The sequence below is a fragment of the Streptomyces sp. NPDC051677 genome, assembly GCF_044453465.1.
Lineage (GTDB): Bacteria > Actinomycetota > Actinomycetes > Streptomycetales > Streptomycetaceae > Streptomyces.
The window spans coordinates 29925-46968 of sequence record NZ_JBITCT010000012.1 but is presented as its reverse complement, the minus strand read 5'-3'; the positions used below and the strand labels follow the sequence as shown (position 1 = coordinate 46968).

The following is a 17044-nucleotide window of genomic DNA, read 5'->3' as shown; positions in this document are numbered from 1 at the left end:
GGTTCAAACACATCGGGCCCATCCCTGCCCTGAACTCCGCGACGACGCCCGACGCTCCCTGGAACCTCTTCGATGATCGAATTACCGGACCTGCTGGCCGGCGGCCTGGCCGCCGGCACACTGTCCGCGCTCGCCCTCGGCGGCGGTCTGCTGCGGCTACGGCGGCAACAGGCCCGGCAGCGAGCGGAGATCGCCGCGCTGCGGACCCAACTCGACGGCTCCCTGCGGTCGTTCACGGCGGAGGTCGAGCATCTGGCCGTGCAGCGCGTGCCGGCCGCCGCCCGCCAGGTGGCCCATCCGCACCTGGCCGTGCCGGGTCCGCTGCAGCCGCTCACCACCGGCACGCCCCTGGGCATCGCGCTGGAGAACGTGGTGCTGGCGCTGCAGTCCGAGGTGGCCGCCCAGCGCACCCGCGTCGACGCCGCGGCGCAGGCCGGGATGCGGGGCGCCACCCGGGAGATCCAGGCGGCCCTCTACCGGCTGCAGGACGCCCTGCGCGGACTGCAACAGCGCTACGACGACCCGGAGTTGGCGCAGACCCTGTTCCGGCTGGACCACGAGAACGAGCAGTCGCTGCGCCGCGCGCAGGTCGCCGCAGTGGTGTGCGGGGCGTGGGTCGGGCTGGCGCGCGAGGAGTCCCACCTGGTGGACGCGGTGACCGGCGGCCAGGCGCGGCTCGCGGGCTACCACCGGGTCAAGGTCCACAACCATCTGGAGCCCGGTACCGCCCTGGTCTCGCACGCCGTCGAGCCGGTGGCCATCATCGTCGCCGAACTGCTCGACAACGCGCTCAGGCACTCCGCCCCGGACACCGACGTCGTGGTGAGCCTGGAGCACGTCCACCACGGGGCGTGCGTCACGATCGACGACGCGGGTCTCGGCATGACACGGGACGAACGCGACCGTGCCCAGCGGCTGGTGGCCGGCGACGACCTCATCCTGCTCACCGACCTGGGCGATCCGCCGCGCATGGGGCTGGCCGCGATCGGCCGGCTGACCCGGCAGTTCGACCTGGCCGTCGACGTCTCCTCGGCCTCCCCCTACGGCGGGGTCCGCGCGGTGCTGCGGGTCGACAGCCACCTCCTCAGCACCCTCGACCCGGCCGACCGGCCGCCGGCCGCGAGCGCCCCGCGCACGACGCGCACGACACGCACGGCCGTGCCCGACCGGCCCGCGCCCGCCCACGCGTACGACACCGAGGCCGGCGTCCCGGAGGCGCCGCCCGGGCATCACGAACCGCCGGACGCCGACGGCCTGCCACAGCGCCGTCGCCGCACCCGGGCAGCCGTACCGCAAGAGACTCCGGCGCGGCGTCCCGCGCGCGCCCCGGAGGAGGCCGCGGCCGCGCTCGGCGCACTGCAGTCCGGCACGGCGGCGGCCCGCGCCGCCGCCGTGACCACCGGTGAGGGCGTTCACGCGGACGCCGCGGCCGGCGACACCGACCAGACCGACGACGAAGGAGGAGCGGCCGGATGACCAGCCGTAACACGGGCGACACGGCATGGGTGCTGGACCCGATCCTGCAGGTGCCGCACGTGCTGGCCGCCGTCATGCTGACCCGGGACGGGCTGGTGACGGGGTACACCGATGCCCTGTCGCAGCCGTCGGCGGAGCGGGTGGCCGCCATCACCAGCACAGTGCAGGGAGCCTGCCGGACGGCGGCGGCCGCGTTCGCCGACCGGGAGCGGGCCGACGTACGGCAGATCGTCATCGAGTCCGAGCACGGGTACGTGCTGATCGTGCCGACCGACCACGGCTCCTGTGTGGCCGCCTACGGCGACGGCGAGGTACGGCTGGACCTGCTGGCGCACCGGGTGCACTCCCAGGTGGCGCGACTGGGCGAGAAGGCCATGGCGGCCGCGCCCCGAGGAGCCGACGACATCCCGTCGGCATGACCGGCCGCCCGGCCGGCCGCCCCCTGGTTCCCGCATATCTGTCGACCGGCGGAGTGACCCGGCCCAGCCGCCCCCACCTGGAGCGGCTGTCGGTGCTCGCCCGCAGCGGGGAGCCGCTGCCCGCCGGGCTCCCCGCCGCCGAACTCGCCCTGCTGGACACGCTGGAGACCGGCTCGCTGGCGGTGGTGGAGGCGGCGGCGCTGCTCCGGCTGCCGGTCTCCGCGGTGCGGGTGCTGGCGGCCGACCTCGTCGACCGGGACCTGGTCCTCGCCCGCGCGCCGATCCCGCCCGCCGAACGGTTCGACCCCGACCTGTTGAAGAGAGTGGCCGATGGCCTCCGCGCCCTCAAGCACCGCACCTAGCGCCGGCGCACCCGGCGCCGTCCACCTGCCGGACACCGCCCGCGACCTGGTGAAGATCCTCGTCGCGGGGCCGTTCGGGGTGGGCAAGACGACCCTGATCGACTCGGTGTCCGAGATCCGGCCGCTGCACACCGAGGAGCATCTGTCCGAGGCGTCCGCGCAGGTGGACGACCTGGCCGGGGTGCGGGAGAAGACGACGACCACCGTCGCCATCGACTTCGGCCGGATCAGCCTGCCCGGTGACGTCGTGCTGTACCTGTTCGGCACGCCCGGGCAGGAACGCTTCCGTGAGCTGTGGGACGACATCGCCTACGGGGCGCTGGGGGCGCTCGTCCTGGTCGACAGCCGCCGGCTCGACGCCTCGTTCGACGTGCTGGGCCTGGTGGAGGAGAGCGGGCTGCCGTACGCGGTGGCCTTCAACGCCTTCCCCGACGCGCCCCGCCACTACGGCGAGGAGCAGCTGCGCCGGGCGCTGGACCTGGAGCCGGGGACGCCGATGGTGACGTGTGACGCGCGGGATGCGAACTCCTCGATCGACGCCCTGCTCGCACTCGTCGACCATCTCGTCGGCCGCGACCCCGCGGAGGCCCGGTGACCGCCTATCCCGCCGACCGGCGCGACTTCTCCCGCTCCGTGCCGGTGCGGCTGTGGGAGGACGGCTTCGCGCCGGATCCGCACCGCTACTACAGCGCGCTGCGCGCCCAAGGCCCCGTCGGATGGGCCGAGTTGGCACCCGGGGTGCCCGCGTACGTGGTCACCGACCGGCGGGCCGCGCTGGACGTGCTGCACGACGAGGAGACGTTCTCGCACGACCCGCGTGCGTGGGAGGCGACCGTGCCCGTCGACTCGCCGGTGCTCGGCATGATGCGCTGGCGGCCCAACGCCCTGTTCTCCGACGGCGCCGCGCACCTGCGCTACCGCACCACCCTCATCGACGTCTTCGACCTGGTGGAGCCGCACGACCTGCGCGAGCTGGTGCACCGAGCGGTGCGGCTGCTGGCCGGGCGCATCGGATCGCGCGGTGAGGCGGACCTGGTCGCGGACTTCTCGCGGCCCCTGATGGCGCTGGTGTTCAACGACCTGTTCGGGCTGCCGGACAGTCAGGGCGACCGGCTCAACGAGGGCCTGGGCAAGATGATGGAGGGCGGCGCGCAGGCCGCCGAGGGCGAGGCGCAGTACGCGCAGTACGTGCTGGAGCTCATCGCGGCCAAGGCCGAGCGGCCCGGCGACGACCTGCCCAGCCGTCTGCTGGACCATCCGGCCCGGCTGACCCGCGAGGAGGTCACCTGGCAGGTGTTCCTGACCCTCGGCGCGGGGTACGAGCCGACCGCGAACCTGCTGTCCAACACGCTGTCGAGGATCCTGGGCAACCCGCTCTACTACTCCACGCTCACCAACGGCGCCCGCCCGGTCATGGACGCGGTGGTCGAGGTGCTGCACCACGAGACGCCGCTCGCGAACTACGGCATCTACTACGCCCGCGAGCCCGTGGCCTTCCACGGGGTGTGGCTGCGCGAGGCGGTTCCGGTGGTGGTGTCGTACGGGGCGCTCGGGCTCCCTCCCGGCCCGAAGGGCAGGGGCGGTACCTCTGTCGCGGAGCAGCAGGTCACCGGCGGCCGGCATCCGAACGACGCCTCGCACCTGTCGTGGGGGGCCGGGGCGCACGCCTGTCCGGCGAAACAGCACACGCTGCTCATCGTGACCGAGGCGATCGAGCGGCTCACCCAGTGGCTGCCCGACCTCGATCCCGTCGTGCCGCGCGAGCGGCTGACCTGGCGGCCCGGCCCGTTCCACCGCTCGCTGACCGCTCTGCCCGTCCGGTTCAGCGCCCGCTCCGCCAGTTCCTCTCCCGACCCTTCAGGAGTTCGTTCGTGACCGTGACCGACCGCATCGTCCTCGACCCGTTCGGCGCCGATGTGCACGCCGAGAGCGCGCGGCTGCGCGCCCTGGGCCCGATCGTGCCCGTCGAACTGCCCGGCGGCATCCCGGCCTGGGCGCCCACCGGGTACGACACCCTCAAGGCGCTGATCCTGGACCCGCAGGTCAGCAAGGACCCCCGGCAGCACTGGCGGCTGTGGTCGGAACTGGGCGAACACCCTTCCTGGGGCTGGATCCTGGGCTGGGTCGGCGTGATCAACATGCTCTCGACGTACGGCGCGGACCACACGCGGCTGCGCAGACTGGTGGCGCCGAGCTTCACCCACCGCCGTACGGAGGCGCTGCGTGAGCGAGTGGAGGCGATCACGGCGGAGCTGCTGGACACGCTCGACAAGGGCGAGGACACCGTCGATCTGAAGGCCGGGTTCGCGCACCCGCTGCCGATGCGGATCATCTGCGAACTCTTCGGTGTGCCCGAGGAGTTGCGGGAGGACACCGGCCGGCTCATCGCGGCGATCATGGACACCTCCGATCCGAGCCCGGAGCACGCCGCCTTCGTGCAGGAGCAGATCGGCACGGTGCTGGGCTCGCTCATCGCCCACAAGAGCGAGCACCCCGGCGACGACATGACGACCGAGCTGATCCGGGTGCGCGACGAGGAGGGTGACCGGCTCAGCGACGAGGAGCTGCTGTACACCCTGCTGCTCGTCATCGGGGCCGGTTTCGAGACGACCGTGAACCTGATCGGGAACGCGGTGGTGGCGCTGTTGCGCAGCCCCGAGCAGCTGGCGGCGGTCCGGCGCGGCGAGATCGGCTGGGAGGCGGTCGTGGACGAGACGCTGCGGCTGTATCCGTCGATCGCCACGCTGCCGCTGCGGTTCGCGGTGAGCGACCTGAAGGTCGGTGACGTGACGATCCCCGCCGGGGACGCGATCATCACGACGTATGCGGCGGCCAACGTGGACCCCGCGCAGTACGGGCCGGACGCGGAGGTGTTCGACGCGGCGCGCGCGGCGGACGACCATCTGGCCTTCGGGATCGGCGTGCACCGGTGCATCGGGGCTCCCCTGGCCCGGATGGAGGCGCTGACGGCGCTGCCCGCGCTGTTCGACCGGTTCCCCGACCTGCGGCTGGACACCGGGGCCGGGGAGCTGCGGCAGGTGCCGTCGTTCATCGCGAGCGGCTGGCAGGAGATCCCGGTCCGGTTGCGGGGCTAGGGCCTGTCCGGCGGATCACGTCGCAGGAAATGGGCGTTCCCCATTGACGCTGGTGAGCGGGGCTTGGTGCGTCTGAATGCAAGGCGGAGGAGGGCGTCGACGCGGAGCGTCGGCAACCGACGACAACGCCGCAGATGGGCGGGCCAAGCCCCGCGTCTGCGGCATGATCCGCCGGACAGGCCCTGAGTAGGCGCGGGGGTGCGACCAGTCCCCCGTGCCGGTCGCACCTCCGCGGTTCCCCGAACCTACGTGCCTGGTGGCCGCGTTGTGTATCGCGCCGGTGCCCGCTCACGGGGCCGGAGGGCTCACCTGTGCACAGGTGAGTCCGGATGGCCCGATTCCGTCCGTTCGGCCGATCTGTACAGGTCGGGCTGGTCGAGGTCGCCGACCGCCAGATGGGCCAGGACGACTTCGTAGAGGTCGCTGCCGGCGGCGAGGAGCTGGCGTTCCAGGACGGGTTCGGCGCTGCGGACGTGTTCGCGGACGGTCTGCGCGTGCACGCCCAACTGGTGTGCGGCCCGTTCGGCGTTGCCGCCGGCGGCGATCCAGGCGCGCAGGGTGCCGCGCAGGTCGCGGCCGTCGGTGTCGAGACGGGCCAGCAGGTCCTGCGCCCAGCCGCTCAGCGCGGGCCCGGTGAGCAGTTCGCCGAGGCGCGCGGGGGCCGGCTCGCCGCCCATAAGGTCGTCCGCGATGCCGATCTGGGCGTTGAGGGCGAGGTGGACGGCGGCTCGCACGGTGAGATCGGAGAAGTCGGTGCGCAGCAGGGTCTCGACGCGTTCCATACGGGCGCGGACGGTGTTGCGGCTGACGCCGAGCACCTTCGCCGCACTGACGGCCGTGAACTCCAGGCCGAGACGGGTGGTGGCGAGGAGTTCGGCGCGGGTGTGGTGCGGGAGGGCGTCGAGGGGGCGCAGCAGACGGGTCGTCCAGGAGCGCAGGACCTCGGGGTCCATCAGGCGTTCGGGGTGGGTGCGTTCGGCGTAGACGGCCGTCTTGTCGGGTCGGAAGCGGGCGACGGCGAGGGCGCTGACGGCCTGTCCGTAGGCGGTGGCGGTGCGGGCGAGGCTCTGGCGGACGCTGCCGCCGAGGAACGCGCCGGGGTGGCGGTCGCACAGGGCGCGCAGGGCGCGGCCCGTGGAGTCGTCCGGGACGACGACGATGACGTGGCCGTCCATGGCGGGGCAGCGCACGACGAGGGCTTCGTCGCGGGTCGCCGCCAGGCAGGCCGCGGCGAGCCGGTCGCGTTCCTCGGGGCTGCTCTCGACGACGTAGACGCAGGCGGTGTCGGTGTCCAGCAGGCCGGGCCACAGGCCGGCGGCGACACGGCGGGCGGCGACGGTGTCCTCGACCATGAGCAGTTGCAGGATGGCCAGGCGCAGGTCGGCGGTGGCGCGGGCCAGGCGGTGTCCGGTCGCCGCGGTCTGCCGGGCGCGCAGGAGGAGTTCCAGGACGCCCACGGTGTGCGTGACGATGTCGGAGGCGCGCCGGTCGAAGGGGCTCGTGCGGGTCACGGCGAGCACGCCGGCGGCGGCCGGGCGCGGGAGTTCGACCCTGATCAGGCGCACGAACCTGCCGTCGCCCTCCCAGGCGGCGGAGGCGAGGCGGCCGCCGGTGATGTCGGCAGCCAGGCTCTCGTCCAGCGGGGTCGGCGGTCCGGCGAGGCAGGCGCCGGTGTCGTCGCGCAGGGAGACGGTCGCATCGGCGGTGGCCGCGAGCCAGTCGACGACTCTGCCGACGTCGCGTCCCGTGGGCCGCAGGTGGTCGAGGAGTTCCTGCGCCCACGCCGCGTCGGCGCCGTCAGCCGGGTCGGTGTGGAGGTTCTCGTCGTCCGGGCCGGCCATCTCGGCGCTCTCCTCGTCCCTCACGGCCCGCGCGGGCCGCACCAGTCATATCGGTCCGGGACGTTACCTCACCCGATGCGAACGCTCCCCCGACGCACGGCAGCCGGTGACCAGGAGGCCGACGGCGTGGCGAAGCCTTGTCCGTGTACCGGGTGCGGGGTGCCGGGTGCCGGGTGCGGTGAGGGAACGGGCGACACGGGCGCGCGCGGAGCTCAGTGCGCCGCCGTGTGCAGGCGGCGCGTCAGTGAGGCGAGCGCGTCCAGCGCCGCGCCGAGCGCGCCCAGCTCGTCCTCGGGGAGGGAGCGCAGGGCCTCCGCGAGGAAGGCCCTCTCCAGGTCGCCGACCTCGGTGAGGCGCCGGTGCGCCGTCGGCGTCAGGTGGAGGTGGGCGACCCGCTTGTCGCCGCTGTCCTGGCGGCGCTCCAGCAGCCCGAGCGCGGTGAGCTGGGAGACCAGGGCGCTGACGTTGTTGGGTTTCATCAGCAGGGCGTCGGCGGCCGCGCGCACGGTGGCGCCTTGCTGCTGCTCGACGAACTTCAGCAGCAGGAGCTGCCCCTCGGAGGGCTTGGGATGCGGGACGGCGGACGCGACCCGGCGGTCCAGGGCCCGGTGCAGCGCGGGGAGGCAGGCCGCGAGCTCGCGGGCCACGCGGTCGAGGCCCCCGGAGGGCGCGCCGGTGTCGGACATGCCGAGCAGGATGGTATGTCAGCATACCTATGTCAAACGAGGCGCCGGCCGTCGCGGGCCGCGGCCGCCGAGAGGACCGGCGGCCGCGGCACGGCATAAGCTCAGCCAATGGCGAAGTACTACGACGTGCACCCCGACAACCCCCAGCCGCGCACCATCTCCCAGGTCGCGGCCGCCATCCGGGCGGACGCGCTCATCGCGTACCCGACGGATTCCTGCTATGCGCTGGGCTGCCGCCTGGGCAGCAAGGACGGCATCGACCGGATCCGGGCCATCCGCGACCTGGACGACCGGCACCACTTCACCCTCGTCTGCCAGGACTTCGCGCAGCTCGGCCAGTTCGTGCGGGTGGACAAGGACGTGTTCCGCGCGATCAAGGCGTCGACGCCCGGCAGCTACACGTTCATCCTCCCGGCGACGAAGGAGGTGCCGCGCATGCTCCAGCACCCGAAGAAGAAGACGGTGGGCGTGCGCATCCCGGATCATGTCGTCACCCAGGCCCTGCTCGCCGAGCTCGGCGAGCCCCTGCTGTCCAGCACCCTGCTGCTGCCCGGCGAGGACGAGCCGATGACGCAGGGCTGGGAGATCAAGGACCAGCTCGACCACGTGGTGGACGGCGTGGTGGACTCCGGGGACTGCGGCACCGAGCCGACGACGGTCATCGACTTCTCCGACGGCGAGGCGGAGATCGTGCGGCACGGCGCCGGCGACACCTCCCGGTTCGAGTGACTCCCCCGCCGCTCCCCTGAGTCAGGGCCCCTCGCGGCCGGTTCGGTGGTGCGTGCAACGATGAGCGCGGACCGGCCCGGCCGGACCGTTCGAGTGCTCGTCGTGAACCGCACAGAGAGGCGCCCCCATGACCTCCGTACAGGGAACAGCCGTGGACATCCCCACCGAGGACGGCGTCGCGGACGCCTATGTCGCACATCCGGGCGACGGGACGCCCCGGCCGGGCGTGCTGCTGTACCAGGACGCCTTCGGACTGCGTCCGCACCTGCGGGCGATGGCCGACCGGCTCGCCGAGGCCGGCTACACGGTGCTGGTTCCCAACTTGTTCTACCGCCACGGGCGCGCCCCCGTCATGGAGTTGCCCGAGTTCATCGACCCCGCCGCGCGCCCGGAGATCTTCGAGTCGCTGTACCCGATGGTGCTGGCGCTGACCCCTGAGCTGATCGTCCGGGACGCCGACGCGTATCTGCGGTGGATGGAGGAGAGCCCCTTGGTCGCGGACGGCCCGGTCGCGGTCACCGGATACTGCATGGGCGCCCGGCTCACCTTGCCGACCGCCGGCGCCCATCCGGACCGGATCGCGGCGGCGGCCGGTTTCCACGGCAGCCGTCTCGTCACCGACGCGCCGGACAGCCCGCATCTGGCCGCCGAGCACATCAAGGCCGAGGTGTACTTCGGCCACGCCGACAACGATCCCGGTCTGCCGCCGGAGCAGATCGAGCGCTTCGAGGAGGCCCTCAGCGCCGCCGGCGTCCGGCACACCTGCGAGGTCTACGCCGGCGCCGAGCACGGCTACACCCAGGCCGACACCTCCGCGTACGACGAGGAGGCCGCGGAGCGCCACTGGACCGCGCTGCTGGATCTCCTGAAGCGGACCTTCTGACCCTGAGGCCATGACAGGGGCGTCCGCGGCAGGCCGTGGGCCGCGGGCGCCCTCTTTCGTTCGCGTTGTTGACATGAGCACACCCCGATGCGACGTTGAGAGCGCTCTCAACAGGTACGGACCAACCCCCACAGGCCTGCTCCCACAGGCCTCCCCGCACGGAGGTGGAGAGTGCTCACCAGGATCAGCACGGCACTGCTCGCGGCGATCGCCCTCATCGGCGCGCTGCTCACCCTCGGACCGCCGGCCGCGGCCGCCGTCCCCGACACCGTCCCGCTGAAGATCACCAACAACTCCGGCCGCGGCGACGCCCTGTACGTCTACAACCTCGGCACCCTGCTGACGTCGGGACAGCAGGGCTGGGCGGACGCGAACGGCGCCTTCCACGCCTGGCCCGCAGGCGGCGCCCCGCCCACACCGGCGCCCGACGCGTCGATCGCGGGACCGGCCGCCGGACAGTCCGCCACCATCCGCATCCCGAAGTTCTCTGGCCGGATCTACTTCTCCTACGGGCGCAGGCTCGACTTCCGTCTGGCCACCGGCGGGCTGGTGCAGCCGGCCGTGCAGAACCCGAGCGACCCCAACCGCGACATCCTGTTCAACTGGTCGGAGTACACGCTGAACGACTCCGGGCTGTGGCTGAACAGCACCCAGGTCGACATGTTCTCCGCGCCGTACGCGGTCGGCGTGCAGCGCGCCGACGGGAGCACGGTGAGCACCGGGCATCTCAGGGCGGGCGGCTATCACGGGTTCTTCTCCGCCTTGCGCGCTCAGCCCGGCGGCTGGGCGAACCTCGTGCAGAGCCGCTCCGACGGAACCGTGTTGCGGGCGCTGTCCCCGCTGTACGGGGTGGAGACCGGGGCCCTTCCGGCGAACGTCATGGACGACTACGTCAACCGCGTCTGGCAGAAGTACGCCACGACGACCCTGACCGTGACGCCGTTCGCCGACCAGCCGGGCACGAAGTACTACGGCCGGGTCTCGGGCGGGGTCATGAACTTCGCCAACGCCTCCGGAACGGTCGTCACCAGCTTCCAGCAACCGGACGCGGCCAGCGTCTTCGGCTGCCACAAGCTCCTCGACGCCCCGAACGACGCCGTGCGCGGGCCGATCTCCCGCACCCTGTGCGCGGGCTTCAACCGTTCCACGCTGCTCGTCGACAGCAGTCAGCCGGACGCCACTGCGGCGAACTTCTACCAGGACGCGGTGACCAACCACTACGCCCGCGAGATCCACGCGCAGACGGCCGACGGGAAGGCGTACGCGTTCGCCTTCGACGACGTCGGACAGCAGGAGTCGCTCGTCCACGACGGCGCGCCGCGCCAGGCGTACCTGACGCTCGACCCGCTGAACTGAGCGGACCCGGCGACGTCCCGCACGCGGAGGGGAGTCCGCGTGCGGGACGTCGGTGGGGCGGGGTGGATCAGCCGGTCGTCACGGCGGTGTCGTCGATGACGAAGCTGGTCTGGAGCGAGGTGTCCTCGACGCCGGAGAACTTCAGGGCGACGGTGCTGCCCGCGAAGGACCCGAGGCTGAAGGACTTCTGGACGTAGCCGGAGGCCGCGTTGAGGTTGGAGTAGGTGGCCAGGGTGGTCGACCCGGCGGTGACCGTCAGCTTGTCGTACTGGGTGCTGGCGGTGGTCTCGGCCGTGTCGACGTGGAGGTAGAACGTGAACGTGGTGTTGGTGCAGCCGCTCGGGATCGTCACCGACTGCGAGAGCGTGTCCGTGTGCGTCGAGCCGTAGCCGTCGAGCCACGCCTTGTAGGAGCCGGTACGGGCCGCCTGGTCGCTGTCGTTGGTGATGACGCCGCTGGTCGCCGTCCAGGTGGTGTTGCCGGACTCGAAGCCCGCGTTGCCCAGGAGCTGGGTCGCGGTGCAGGAGCCGCCGCCCCCGGAGGAGCTGACCGTCCAGGTGAAGGCCGCGGTTCCGGTGGCGCCGGTGGAGTCGGTCACCGTGACGGTGGTGCTGTAGGAGCCGGCCGTGGTGGGCGTTCCGGTGATCGCTCCCGTGGAGCTGTTGATCGACAGACCGGTGGGCAGTCCGGTCGCGGCGTACGTCAGGGAGCCGCTGTTGGTGCTGGCGGCGGAGATCTGCAGGCTCACCGCGGTGCCGACCGTGGCGGTCTGGCTGCCCGGGTTGGTGACCGTGACACCCGTCGACGGGACCGTGATGTGGCTGCCGACGTTGATGCCGGCGAAGGCGTTGCCGACCCCGGCGTACTGCGTGGAGCTGGAGCCGTACAGCGCCGCGGCCGCGTTGAGGGCGGCGGTGCGGGCGCCCGCGTAGTTGGTGCTGGACGTCATGTACGTCGTCAGCGCCTTGTACCAGATCTGCAGGGCCGCGGCCCGGCCGATGCCGGCGACGGCGACGCCGTCGGAGGTCGTGCTGTTGTAGGTGACGCCGTTGATGGTCTTGGTGCCGCTGCCCTCGGAGAGCAGGTAGAACATGTGGTTCGCCGGGCCCGAGGAGTAGTGCACGTCGAGGTTGCCGACACCCGAGTACCAGCTGTCGGCCGAGCCGCCGTCCTTGCTGGGCTTGTCCATGTAGCGCAGCGGGGTGCCGTCGCCGTTGATGTCGATCTTCTCGCCGATGAGGTAGTCACCGACGTCGGAGGAGTTGTTCGCGTAGAACTCCACGCCGGTGCCGAAGATGTCGGAGGTGGCCTCGTTCAGACCGCCCGACTCGCCCGAGTACTCCAGGCCGGCGGTGTTGGACGTGACGCCGTGGCTCATCTCGTGGCCGGCGACGTCGAGCGAGGTCAGCGCATGGGTGCCGCCGGAGCCGTCGCCGTAGGTCATGCAGAAGCAGTCGTCGTCCCAGAAGGCGTTGACGTACGACGAGCTGTAGTGGACGCGGCTGTAGGCGGCCACGCCGTCGTTCTTGATGCCGCTGCGGCCGAACGTGTTCTTGTAGAAGTCCCAGGTCGTCTGGGCGCCGTAGGCGGCGTCCGCGCCGGCGGTCTGGGTGTTGGAGCCGGAGCCGGTGCCCCAGGTGTCGTCCGTGTCGGTCATCAGGGTGCCGGTGCCCGACGTGCCGTTGTTCAGGCTGTACGTCTTGTGACCGCCGCGTGTGGTGTCGTACAGCTGGTACGTCGACCCGGACAGCGTCGTCGACAGGCTGACCGTACCGCTGTACTGCGTGTTGCCGGTGCCGGTCTCCACGCCCTCGTACCGGGAGAGTTCGGCGCCGGTGGCCGCGTCCGTGACGACGTGCAGCTTGCTCGGCGTTCCGTCGTCCTGCAGACCGCTGACGACCGTCTCCCAGGCGAGCCTCGGCGTGCCCTCGCCGGCCCAGATCACCTTGCGGGCGCTCTGTGCGGCGGGGTCCTTCGCGTCGAGCGCCTTGGCGGCCGTCAGGGCCTTGGTCTCGGCGGCCGCCTTGCTGTACGTGGCGGTCGTGGACCTGACCGAGACGGTACGGCGGTTGTTGTTGAACGTCGTGCTCACCGTGCCGGCGGCCAGGGAGGCCGGGGGCGTGTGCACGACCAGGTCGCCGCCGAGGACGGGCAGTCCTGCGTAGGTGCGCTCGTAGCGCGTGTGCACGGTGCCGTCGTTGTCCTTCGCGACGTCCTTGACGACCAGCTTCTCCTGGGCGCCCAGGCCCAGGGTCTCGGCCGTCTGCGCCGTCCTGGCCTCGGCGTTCTTGATCAGCGTCGTGCGCTGGGCGGGCGTGAGGTCGGCGGGCAGGCCGCCGGTGCGCAGCGGGCTGGGGTGGGGGGCCGCGGGCAGTGCGGTCGCCGGAACCGTCTGGACGCCGAGGGCCACGAGGGCGGCGGTGGAGAGCAGGGCCGCTCCGACCGTGGTCCGCTTGCGGGGGTTGGGTCTCACTCGTTCTCCTACTGCGGCGGCCGCGGGGCACGGCCGGTGACAGACCGGGCAGACGGGTGTGCTGTCCGGGACGAGCTGAGCTGTGCGGGACCGAGAGGAATGGGTGGTGATGTGCCGCTGGCGTGCGGCAGTTGGGTGGGAGAATGACAGGCTTGTCAGTGGCATGTCAGCCCGACAGGGGCGCTTCAAGGGTTATCCCTCGGTGCCGGAGGCGATCGCGGCCCGCGCGCCCGGCCCGTCTGTGCGTGAGCTGTACGGTCACTGTCCGGGGAAGGGGCGGGCCGGGCTCGGGAACCTCAGCAGGGCTCAGCCGAACTCGTGGGCGAGCACCTGGCGGACGGCCGCCGCGACGTGCTCCGGGCGGGCTTGTTCCTCGACCACCGTCACGGGCAGTCCCTGGATCTCGTCCCGCAGGGCCTTGTCGAGGTCGGTCTGATAGCGGCAGAAGCCGTCCCATTCGGGCCGTTCGCCGTAGTACTCGAGCAGGTTGAGGTCGGCTCCGCGGCGGCTGCGCCGCCAGGTCGTCTCCGGCGTCACATCGAAGTAGATCACCCGGCTGGGCTGGGGGAAGGTGCGCCACCACGCCAGCAACGGGTCCTCGGGCACCCCGGCGAGCCGGCACTTGGCCAGGAGCTTGTAGTAGTAGGAGTCGACCACGGCCGGGCGCCCCACGCCGTCGTCGTCCAGCAGCCGGTCGCGCAGATGGACGACCGCGGTCTGCAACAGCGTGGCGAAGAACTCCGGGGACCAGGCGTCCGCGTGGGGCGCGACGTCCTTGACGACCTCTCTGCGCAGTCGGCCGATCAGGGCGTGCTCCGGGGCGAGGTGGGCGTCGTCGACGGAGAGGAACCGCCAGCGGGTCATCGCCTCGGCCAGCTGCGCCAACACCGTCGACTTGCCCGCGTAGTCGGGCCCGAGCAGGACGACGAAGGGCCGGTGTCCGCCGCCGTCCGGGGCGTGTCGCCGGGCGAGCTCGAGCGGGCGGGGTGGCGTGATCTTGTCGTGGGCGGTCATGGGTGGTGCTGCACCCCCTGAGCCGAAGTGGATCGCTGGAGGCCGGCCGGCGAACGTCGACCGTAACAGCCGGATATCGCATGGTGAAATATTCTTTCCGCATATGTGCGCATGTGTTTCGCATGCCGAGGCACGCAGATCACAGGAATCGCTTGCATTCACCACTCGCTTACACGTAGACCTTCTGTGGTAAACAGCCGTCACTCTGGGGGGAGTTGGCGATGGACGGAACGATCGACGGGTTCCGGTACGGGGTGGTGACCCCGGTCGCGGCCTATGTGATGGCCTGCTTAGGAGGAGCTCTGGGGCTGCGCTGCATCGTGCGGACGCTGCTCAACAACGATTCGTGGAAGCCGGGTTGGCTGGCGCTGGGGGCCGCTTCGATCGGCTGCGGCATCTGGACGATGCACTTCATCGCCATGATCGGATTCCAGGTGGAGGAGACCCGGATCGGCTACCAAGTCGGTCTGACGGTGCTCAGCCTCGCCGTGGCGATCGCGGTGGTCGGCGTCGGCGTGTTCATCGTGGGCTACCGGGGCGCCGGCCTCGGGTCCCTGTCCTTCGCGGGCGTCGTCACCGGTCTCGGGGTCGCCGCCATGCACTACCTGGGCATGGCGGCGCTGCAGCTCAACGGGGACATCGACTACGCCCCGCTCACCGTGGCGCTGTCCGTGCTGATCGCGGTGGTCGCCGCGACGGCGGCCCTGTGGGCGGCCGTCACGATCCGCGGGTTCCTGCCGAGCCTGGGCGCCAGCCTGGTCATGGGCGTCGCCGTGTCCGGGATGCACTACACGGCGATGGCCGCGGTCAGCGTCCATGTGCACGGCGCGACGTCGTCGTGGGCGGGCGACAGCCCGACCTCGCTGCTGCTGCCGATGCTGATCGGCCCGGTCGTCTTCCTGTTGCTGGCCGGGGTGGTGGTGATGTTCGACCCGCTGCTCGTGCTCGGCGACGGCGAGTGGAACCGGCCCGCCCGGGCGGGCCGGGCCGGTGCCGCGCAGGAGGCGGTCAGCCGTCCTGCCCCCAGTCGGTCGTGGAGCGACGGGTGAGGGGTTCGCGCAGGCCGAGTCGGTCGCGCGGCGCCGTGCCCGGGTACGAGATGCGCATGGAGTAAGTCGGGTGCGCCCGCAGGGACGCGAGGCCGCACCCGCCCGCGGCCGTGTGCTCGATCATTGCTACGGTGCAGCGGTGTCTGACTCCTCACGCGATACCGCCGAAGGCGCAGGCTGGGGCGACGCCGAACGCGGCGCCTACCAGCAGCTCATGCCGGGCCGGGTCGAGAAGATCTCCTGGCTGAATCCCCGGACGCTGTGGGCCGCCCGCAACGGTGTGCTGGCCTCCTGGTTCGGCGACCCGACGGGCCGCACCCGCGGCCGCCTGGTGGCGCAGCGCGCTGCGGCCGGCGCCCCCGCCGACAAGGTGATCCGGCGTCAGGACCCGGACGCCTTCTCCTTCATGGTCATCGGCGACACGGGCGAAGGCGACGACCCCCAGTACGCCGTCGTACCGGGCTTCCTGAGGGTCAGTCAGGGCACGTCGTTCGCCGTGGTCGCCAGTGACGTCATCTACCCGGTCGGCAGCGCCGACGACTACGACACCAAGTTCTTCCGCCCGTACCGTGACTACCGCGCCCCCGTCTACGCGATACCGGGCAACCACGACTGGTACGAGGACCTCGGCGCGTTCATGCGGGTCTTCTGCGGCGACGCCCCGCCCCTGCCCGCCGAGTCCGCGCCGCGCCCCCTCAGCCGGGCCTGGCTGCGCTCCCTGCTGTGGCACCGCCCGCACCAAAACGACGGTCAACGTCTCGCCGAGGCACGCGAGTTGAGGTCGGCGCCGGTCCAACAGGCCGTGCAGCCGGGGCCGTACTGGGCGATCGACGCCGGACCGGTGCGGATCATAGGGATCGACACCGGACTGCTGGGCGTCCTCGACGCCGAACAGGGCGCGTGGCTGCGCGAGGTGTCCCGGGGCCCGCAGCCGAAGATCCTCATCACCGGCTCGCCCCTGTACGTCGACGGCGAGCACCACCCCTGCCCCATCGAGGGCGGCGGCACCGTCGACGACATCGTCAGCGCGCCCGAGCACCGCTACGTCGCGGCGATAGGCGGCGACATCCACAACTACCAGCGCTATCCGGTGCGTCTGGCGGACGGCCGGACCCTGCAGTACGTGGTCTCGGGCGGCGGAGGCGCCTTCATGCACGCCACGCACACCATCCCTCGGGTGTCCGTCGCCGGCGTCACCGAGCAGGACTTCCGCTGCTATCCGCTGCGCGGCGACTCCCTCGCCTTCTACAGCCGGCTCTACGGGCGCCGGCTGCGGCTGCGCCGCTTCTTCGCCCTCACCGAGGCCGAGGGCCAGGCGGTCGTCGCCGAGCGGCTGGGCATCGGGCCGACCCGGACGCCGGGCCCGCAGGTCCGGGTGACGCGGCGGATCCGGCTGATCGCCGGCCTGCTGGGCACCGGGAGCCGCCCGGACCGCCGCAAACAGTTCCGGCTGCCCGTGCGCAAGATCTACACCCAGTTGTTCTCGCCGAGCTCGGCGACGTACAGCCCGCCGTTCTTCAAGTGCTTCCTGCGGCTGGACGTCACACCGGAGTCGGTCCGGCTGCGCTGCTACGCGGCCACCGGCAATCTCGCACAGGAGCTGAACCCGCCGGTCGAGGACGAGGTCACCATCCCGCTGGTCTGATCACCCGCCCGCAATG

Annotated in this window: 15 protein-coding genes; 11 read left to right on the top strand and 4 right to left on the bottom strand. The window is 71.9% G+C overall.

The annotated features are described in order from the left end of the window. The first annotated feature begins 72 nt into the window (after positions 1 to 72). Genes ACIBAF_RS16210 through ACIBAF_RS16185 form a run of 6 tightly spaced genes read left to right on the top strand, consistent with a single transcriptional unit; the run spans position 73 to position 5352 of the window. Positions 73 to 1476 (top strand): sensor histidine kinase, encoded by a 1404-nt coding sequence (locus tag ACIBAF_RS16210; protein ID WP_399463857.1) that lies wholly within the window; start codon positions 73 to 75, stop codon positions 1474 to 1476. Next, positions 1473 to 1895 (top strand): roadblock/LC7 domain-containing protein, encoded by a 423-nt coding sequence (locus ACIBAF_RS16205; protein ID WP_399463856.1) that lies wholly within the window; start codon positions 1473 to 1475, stop codon positions 1893 to 1895. Before ACIBAF_RS16210 ends, ACIBAF_RS16205 begins: the two co-directional genes overlap by 4 nt. Beyond that, on the top strand, positions 1892 to 2257 hold the full coding sequence (locus tag ACIBAF_RS16200; protein WP_399463855.1) for a DUF742 domain-containing protein: 366 nt from the start codon (positions 1892 to 1894) through the stop codon (positions 2255 to 2257). The genes ACIBAF_RS16205 and ACIBAF_RS16200 overlap by 4 nt, the downstream gene beginning before the upstream one ends. Continuing rightward, the gene (locus ACIBAF_RS16195) at positions 2226 to 2852 is read left to right on the top strand and encodes a GTP-binding protein (RefSeq protein ID WP_399463854.1); all 627 of its coding nucleotides are present in this window, start codon (positions 2226 to 2228) and stop codon (positions 2850 to 2852) included. Before ACIBAF_RS16200 ends, ACIBAF_RS16195 begins: the two co-directional genes overlap by 32 nt. Further along, positions 2849 to 4132: a cytochrome P450 gene (locus tag ACIBAF_RS16190; protein WP_399463853.1), complete on the top strand. Its 1284-nt coding sequence runs from the start codon at positions 2849 to 2851 to the stop codon at positions 4130 to 4132. The genes ACIBAF_RS16195 and ACIBAF_RS16190 overlap by 4 nt, the downstream gene beginning before the upstream one ends. Continuing rightward, positions 4129 to 5352 carry a cytochrome P450 gene (locus ACIBAF_RS16185; protein ID WP_399463852.1) on the top strand — a complete coding sequence of 408 codons (1224 nt, stop codon included), beginning with the start codon at positions 4129 to 4131 and terminating at the stop codon, positions 5350 to 5352. Before ACIBAF_RS16190 ends, ACIBAF_RS16185 begins: the two co-directional genes overlap by 4 nt. Positions 5353 to 5657: 305 nt before the next feature. Here the strand turns inward: ACIBAF_RS16185 and ACIBAF_RS16180 are convergent, their stop codons facing one another. Both ACIBAF_RS16180 and ACIBAF_RS16175 read right to left on the bottom strand, forming a co-directional pair. Beyond that, entirely contained in the window at positions 5658 to 7193 is a 1536-nt protein-coding gene (locus ACIBAF_RS16180) for a helix-turn-helix domain-containing protein (protein ID WP_399463851.1), read from the bottom strand. A 212-nt stretch (positions 7194 to 7405) separates the two neighbouring features. Then, on the bottom strand, positions 7406 to 7879 hold the full coding sequence (locus ACIBAF_RS16175) for a MarR family winged helix-turn-helix transcriptional regulator (protein WP_399463850.1): 474 nt from the start codon (positions 7877 to 7879) through the stop codon (positions 7406 to 7408). Positions 7880 to 7987: 108 nt separating this feature from the next. Here ACIBAF_RS16175 and ACIBAF_RS16170 point away from each other — a divergent pair, with 108 nt between their 5' ends. From ACIBAF_RS16170 to ACIBAF_RS16160, 3 genes are all read left to right on the top strand, one after another. Then, complete coding sequence (locus ACIBAF_RS16170) at positions 7988 to 8608, top strand: L-threonylcarbamoyladenylate synthase (protein ID WP_079657587.1); 621 nt, start codon at positions 7988 to 7990, stop codon at positions 8606 to 8608. Positions 8609 to 8735: 127 nt separating this feature from the next. Beyond that, positions 8736 to 9491 carry a dienelactone hydrolase family protein gene (locus tag ACIBAF_RS16165; protein ID WP_399463849.1) on the top strand — a complete coding sequence of 252 codons (756 nt, stop codon included), beginning with the start codon at positions 8736 to 8738 and terminating at the stop codon, positions 9489 to 9491. A 171-nt stretch (positions 9492 to 9662) separates the two neighbouring features. After that, entirely contained in the window at positions 9663 to 10847 is a 1185-nt protein-coding gene (locus ACIBAF_RS16160; protein WP_399463848.1) for a glycoside hydrolase family 64 protein, read from the top strand. A 67-nt stretch (positions 10848 to 10914) separates the two neighbouring features. Here ACIBAF_RS16160 and ACIBAF_RS16155 read toward each other — a convergent pair whose 3' ends face one another. Beyond that, positions 10915 to 13320, bottom strand: a complete 2406-nt coding sequence (locus ACIBAF_RS16155) for a M4 family metallopeptidase (protein WP_399463847.1) — start codon at positions 13318 to 13320, stop codon at positions 10915 to 10917. A gap of 306 nt (positions 13321 to 13626) precedes the next feature. Then, positions 13627 to 14334, bottom strand: a complete 708-nt coding sequence (locus tag ACIBAF_RS16150) for a dTMP kinase (RefSeq protein ID WP_399463846.1) — start codon at positions 14332 to 14334, stop codon at positions 13627 to 13629. A 221-nt stretch (positions 14335 to 14555) separates the two neighbouring features. Between ACIBAF_RS16150 and ACIBAF_RS16145 the strand changes: the two genes are divergently transcribed. Together ACIBAF_RS16145 and ACIBAF_RS16140 are read left to right on the top strand one after the other, a co-directional pair. Next, positions 14556 to 15383: an MHYT domain-containing protein gene (locus ACIBAF_RS16145; RefSeq protein WP_399463845.1), complete on the top strand. Its 828-nt coding sequence runs from the start codon at positions 14556 to 14558 to the stop codon at positions 15381 to 15383. 139 nt (positions 15384 to 15522) lie between these two features. Continuing rightward, positions 15523 to 17028, top strand: a complete 1506-nt coding sequence (locus tag ACIBAF_RS16140) for a metallophosphoesterase family protein (RefSeq protein WP_399463844.1) — start codon at positions 15523 to 15525, stop codon at positions 17026 to 17028. Positions 17029 to 17044 lie beyond the last annotated feature (16 nt).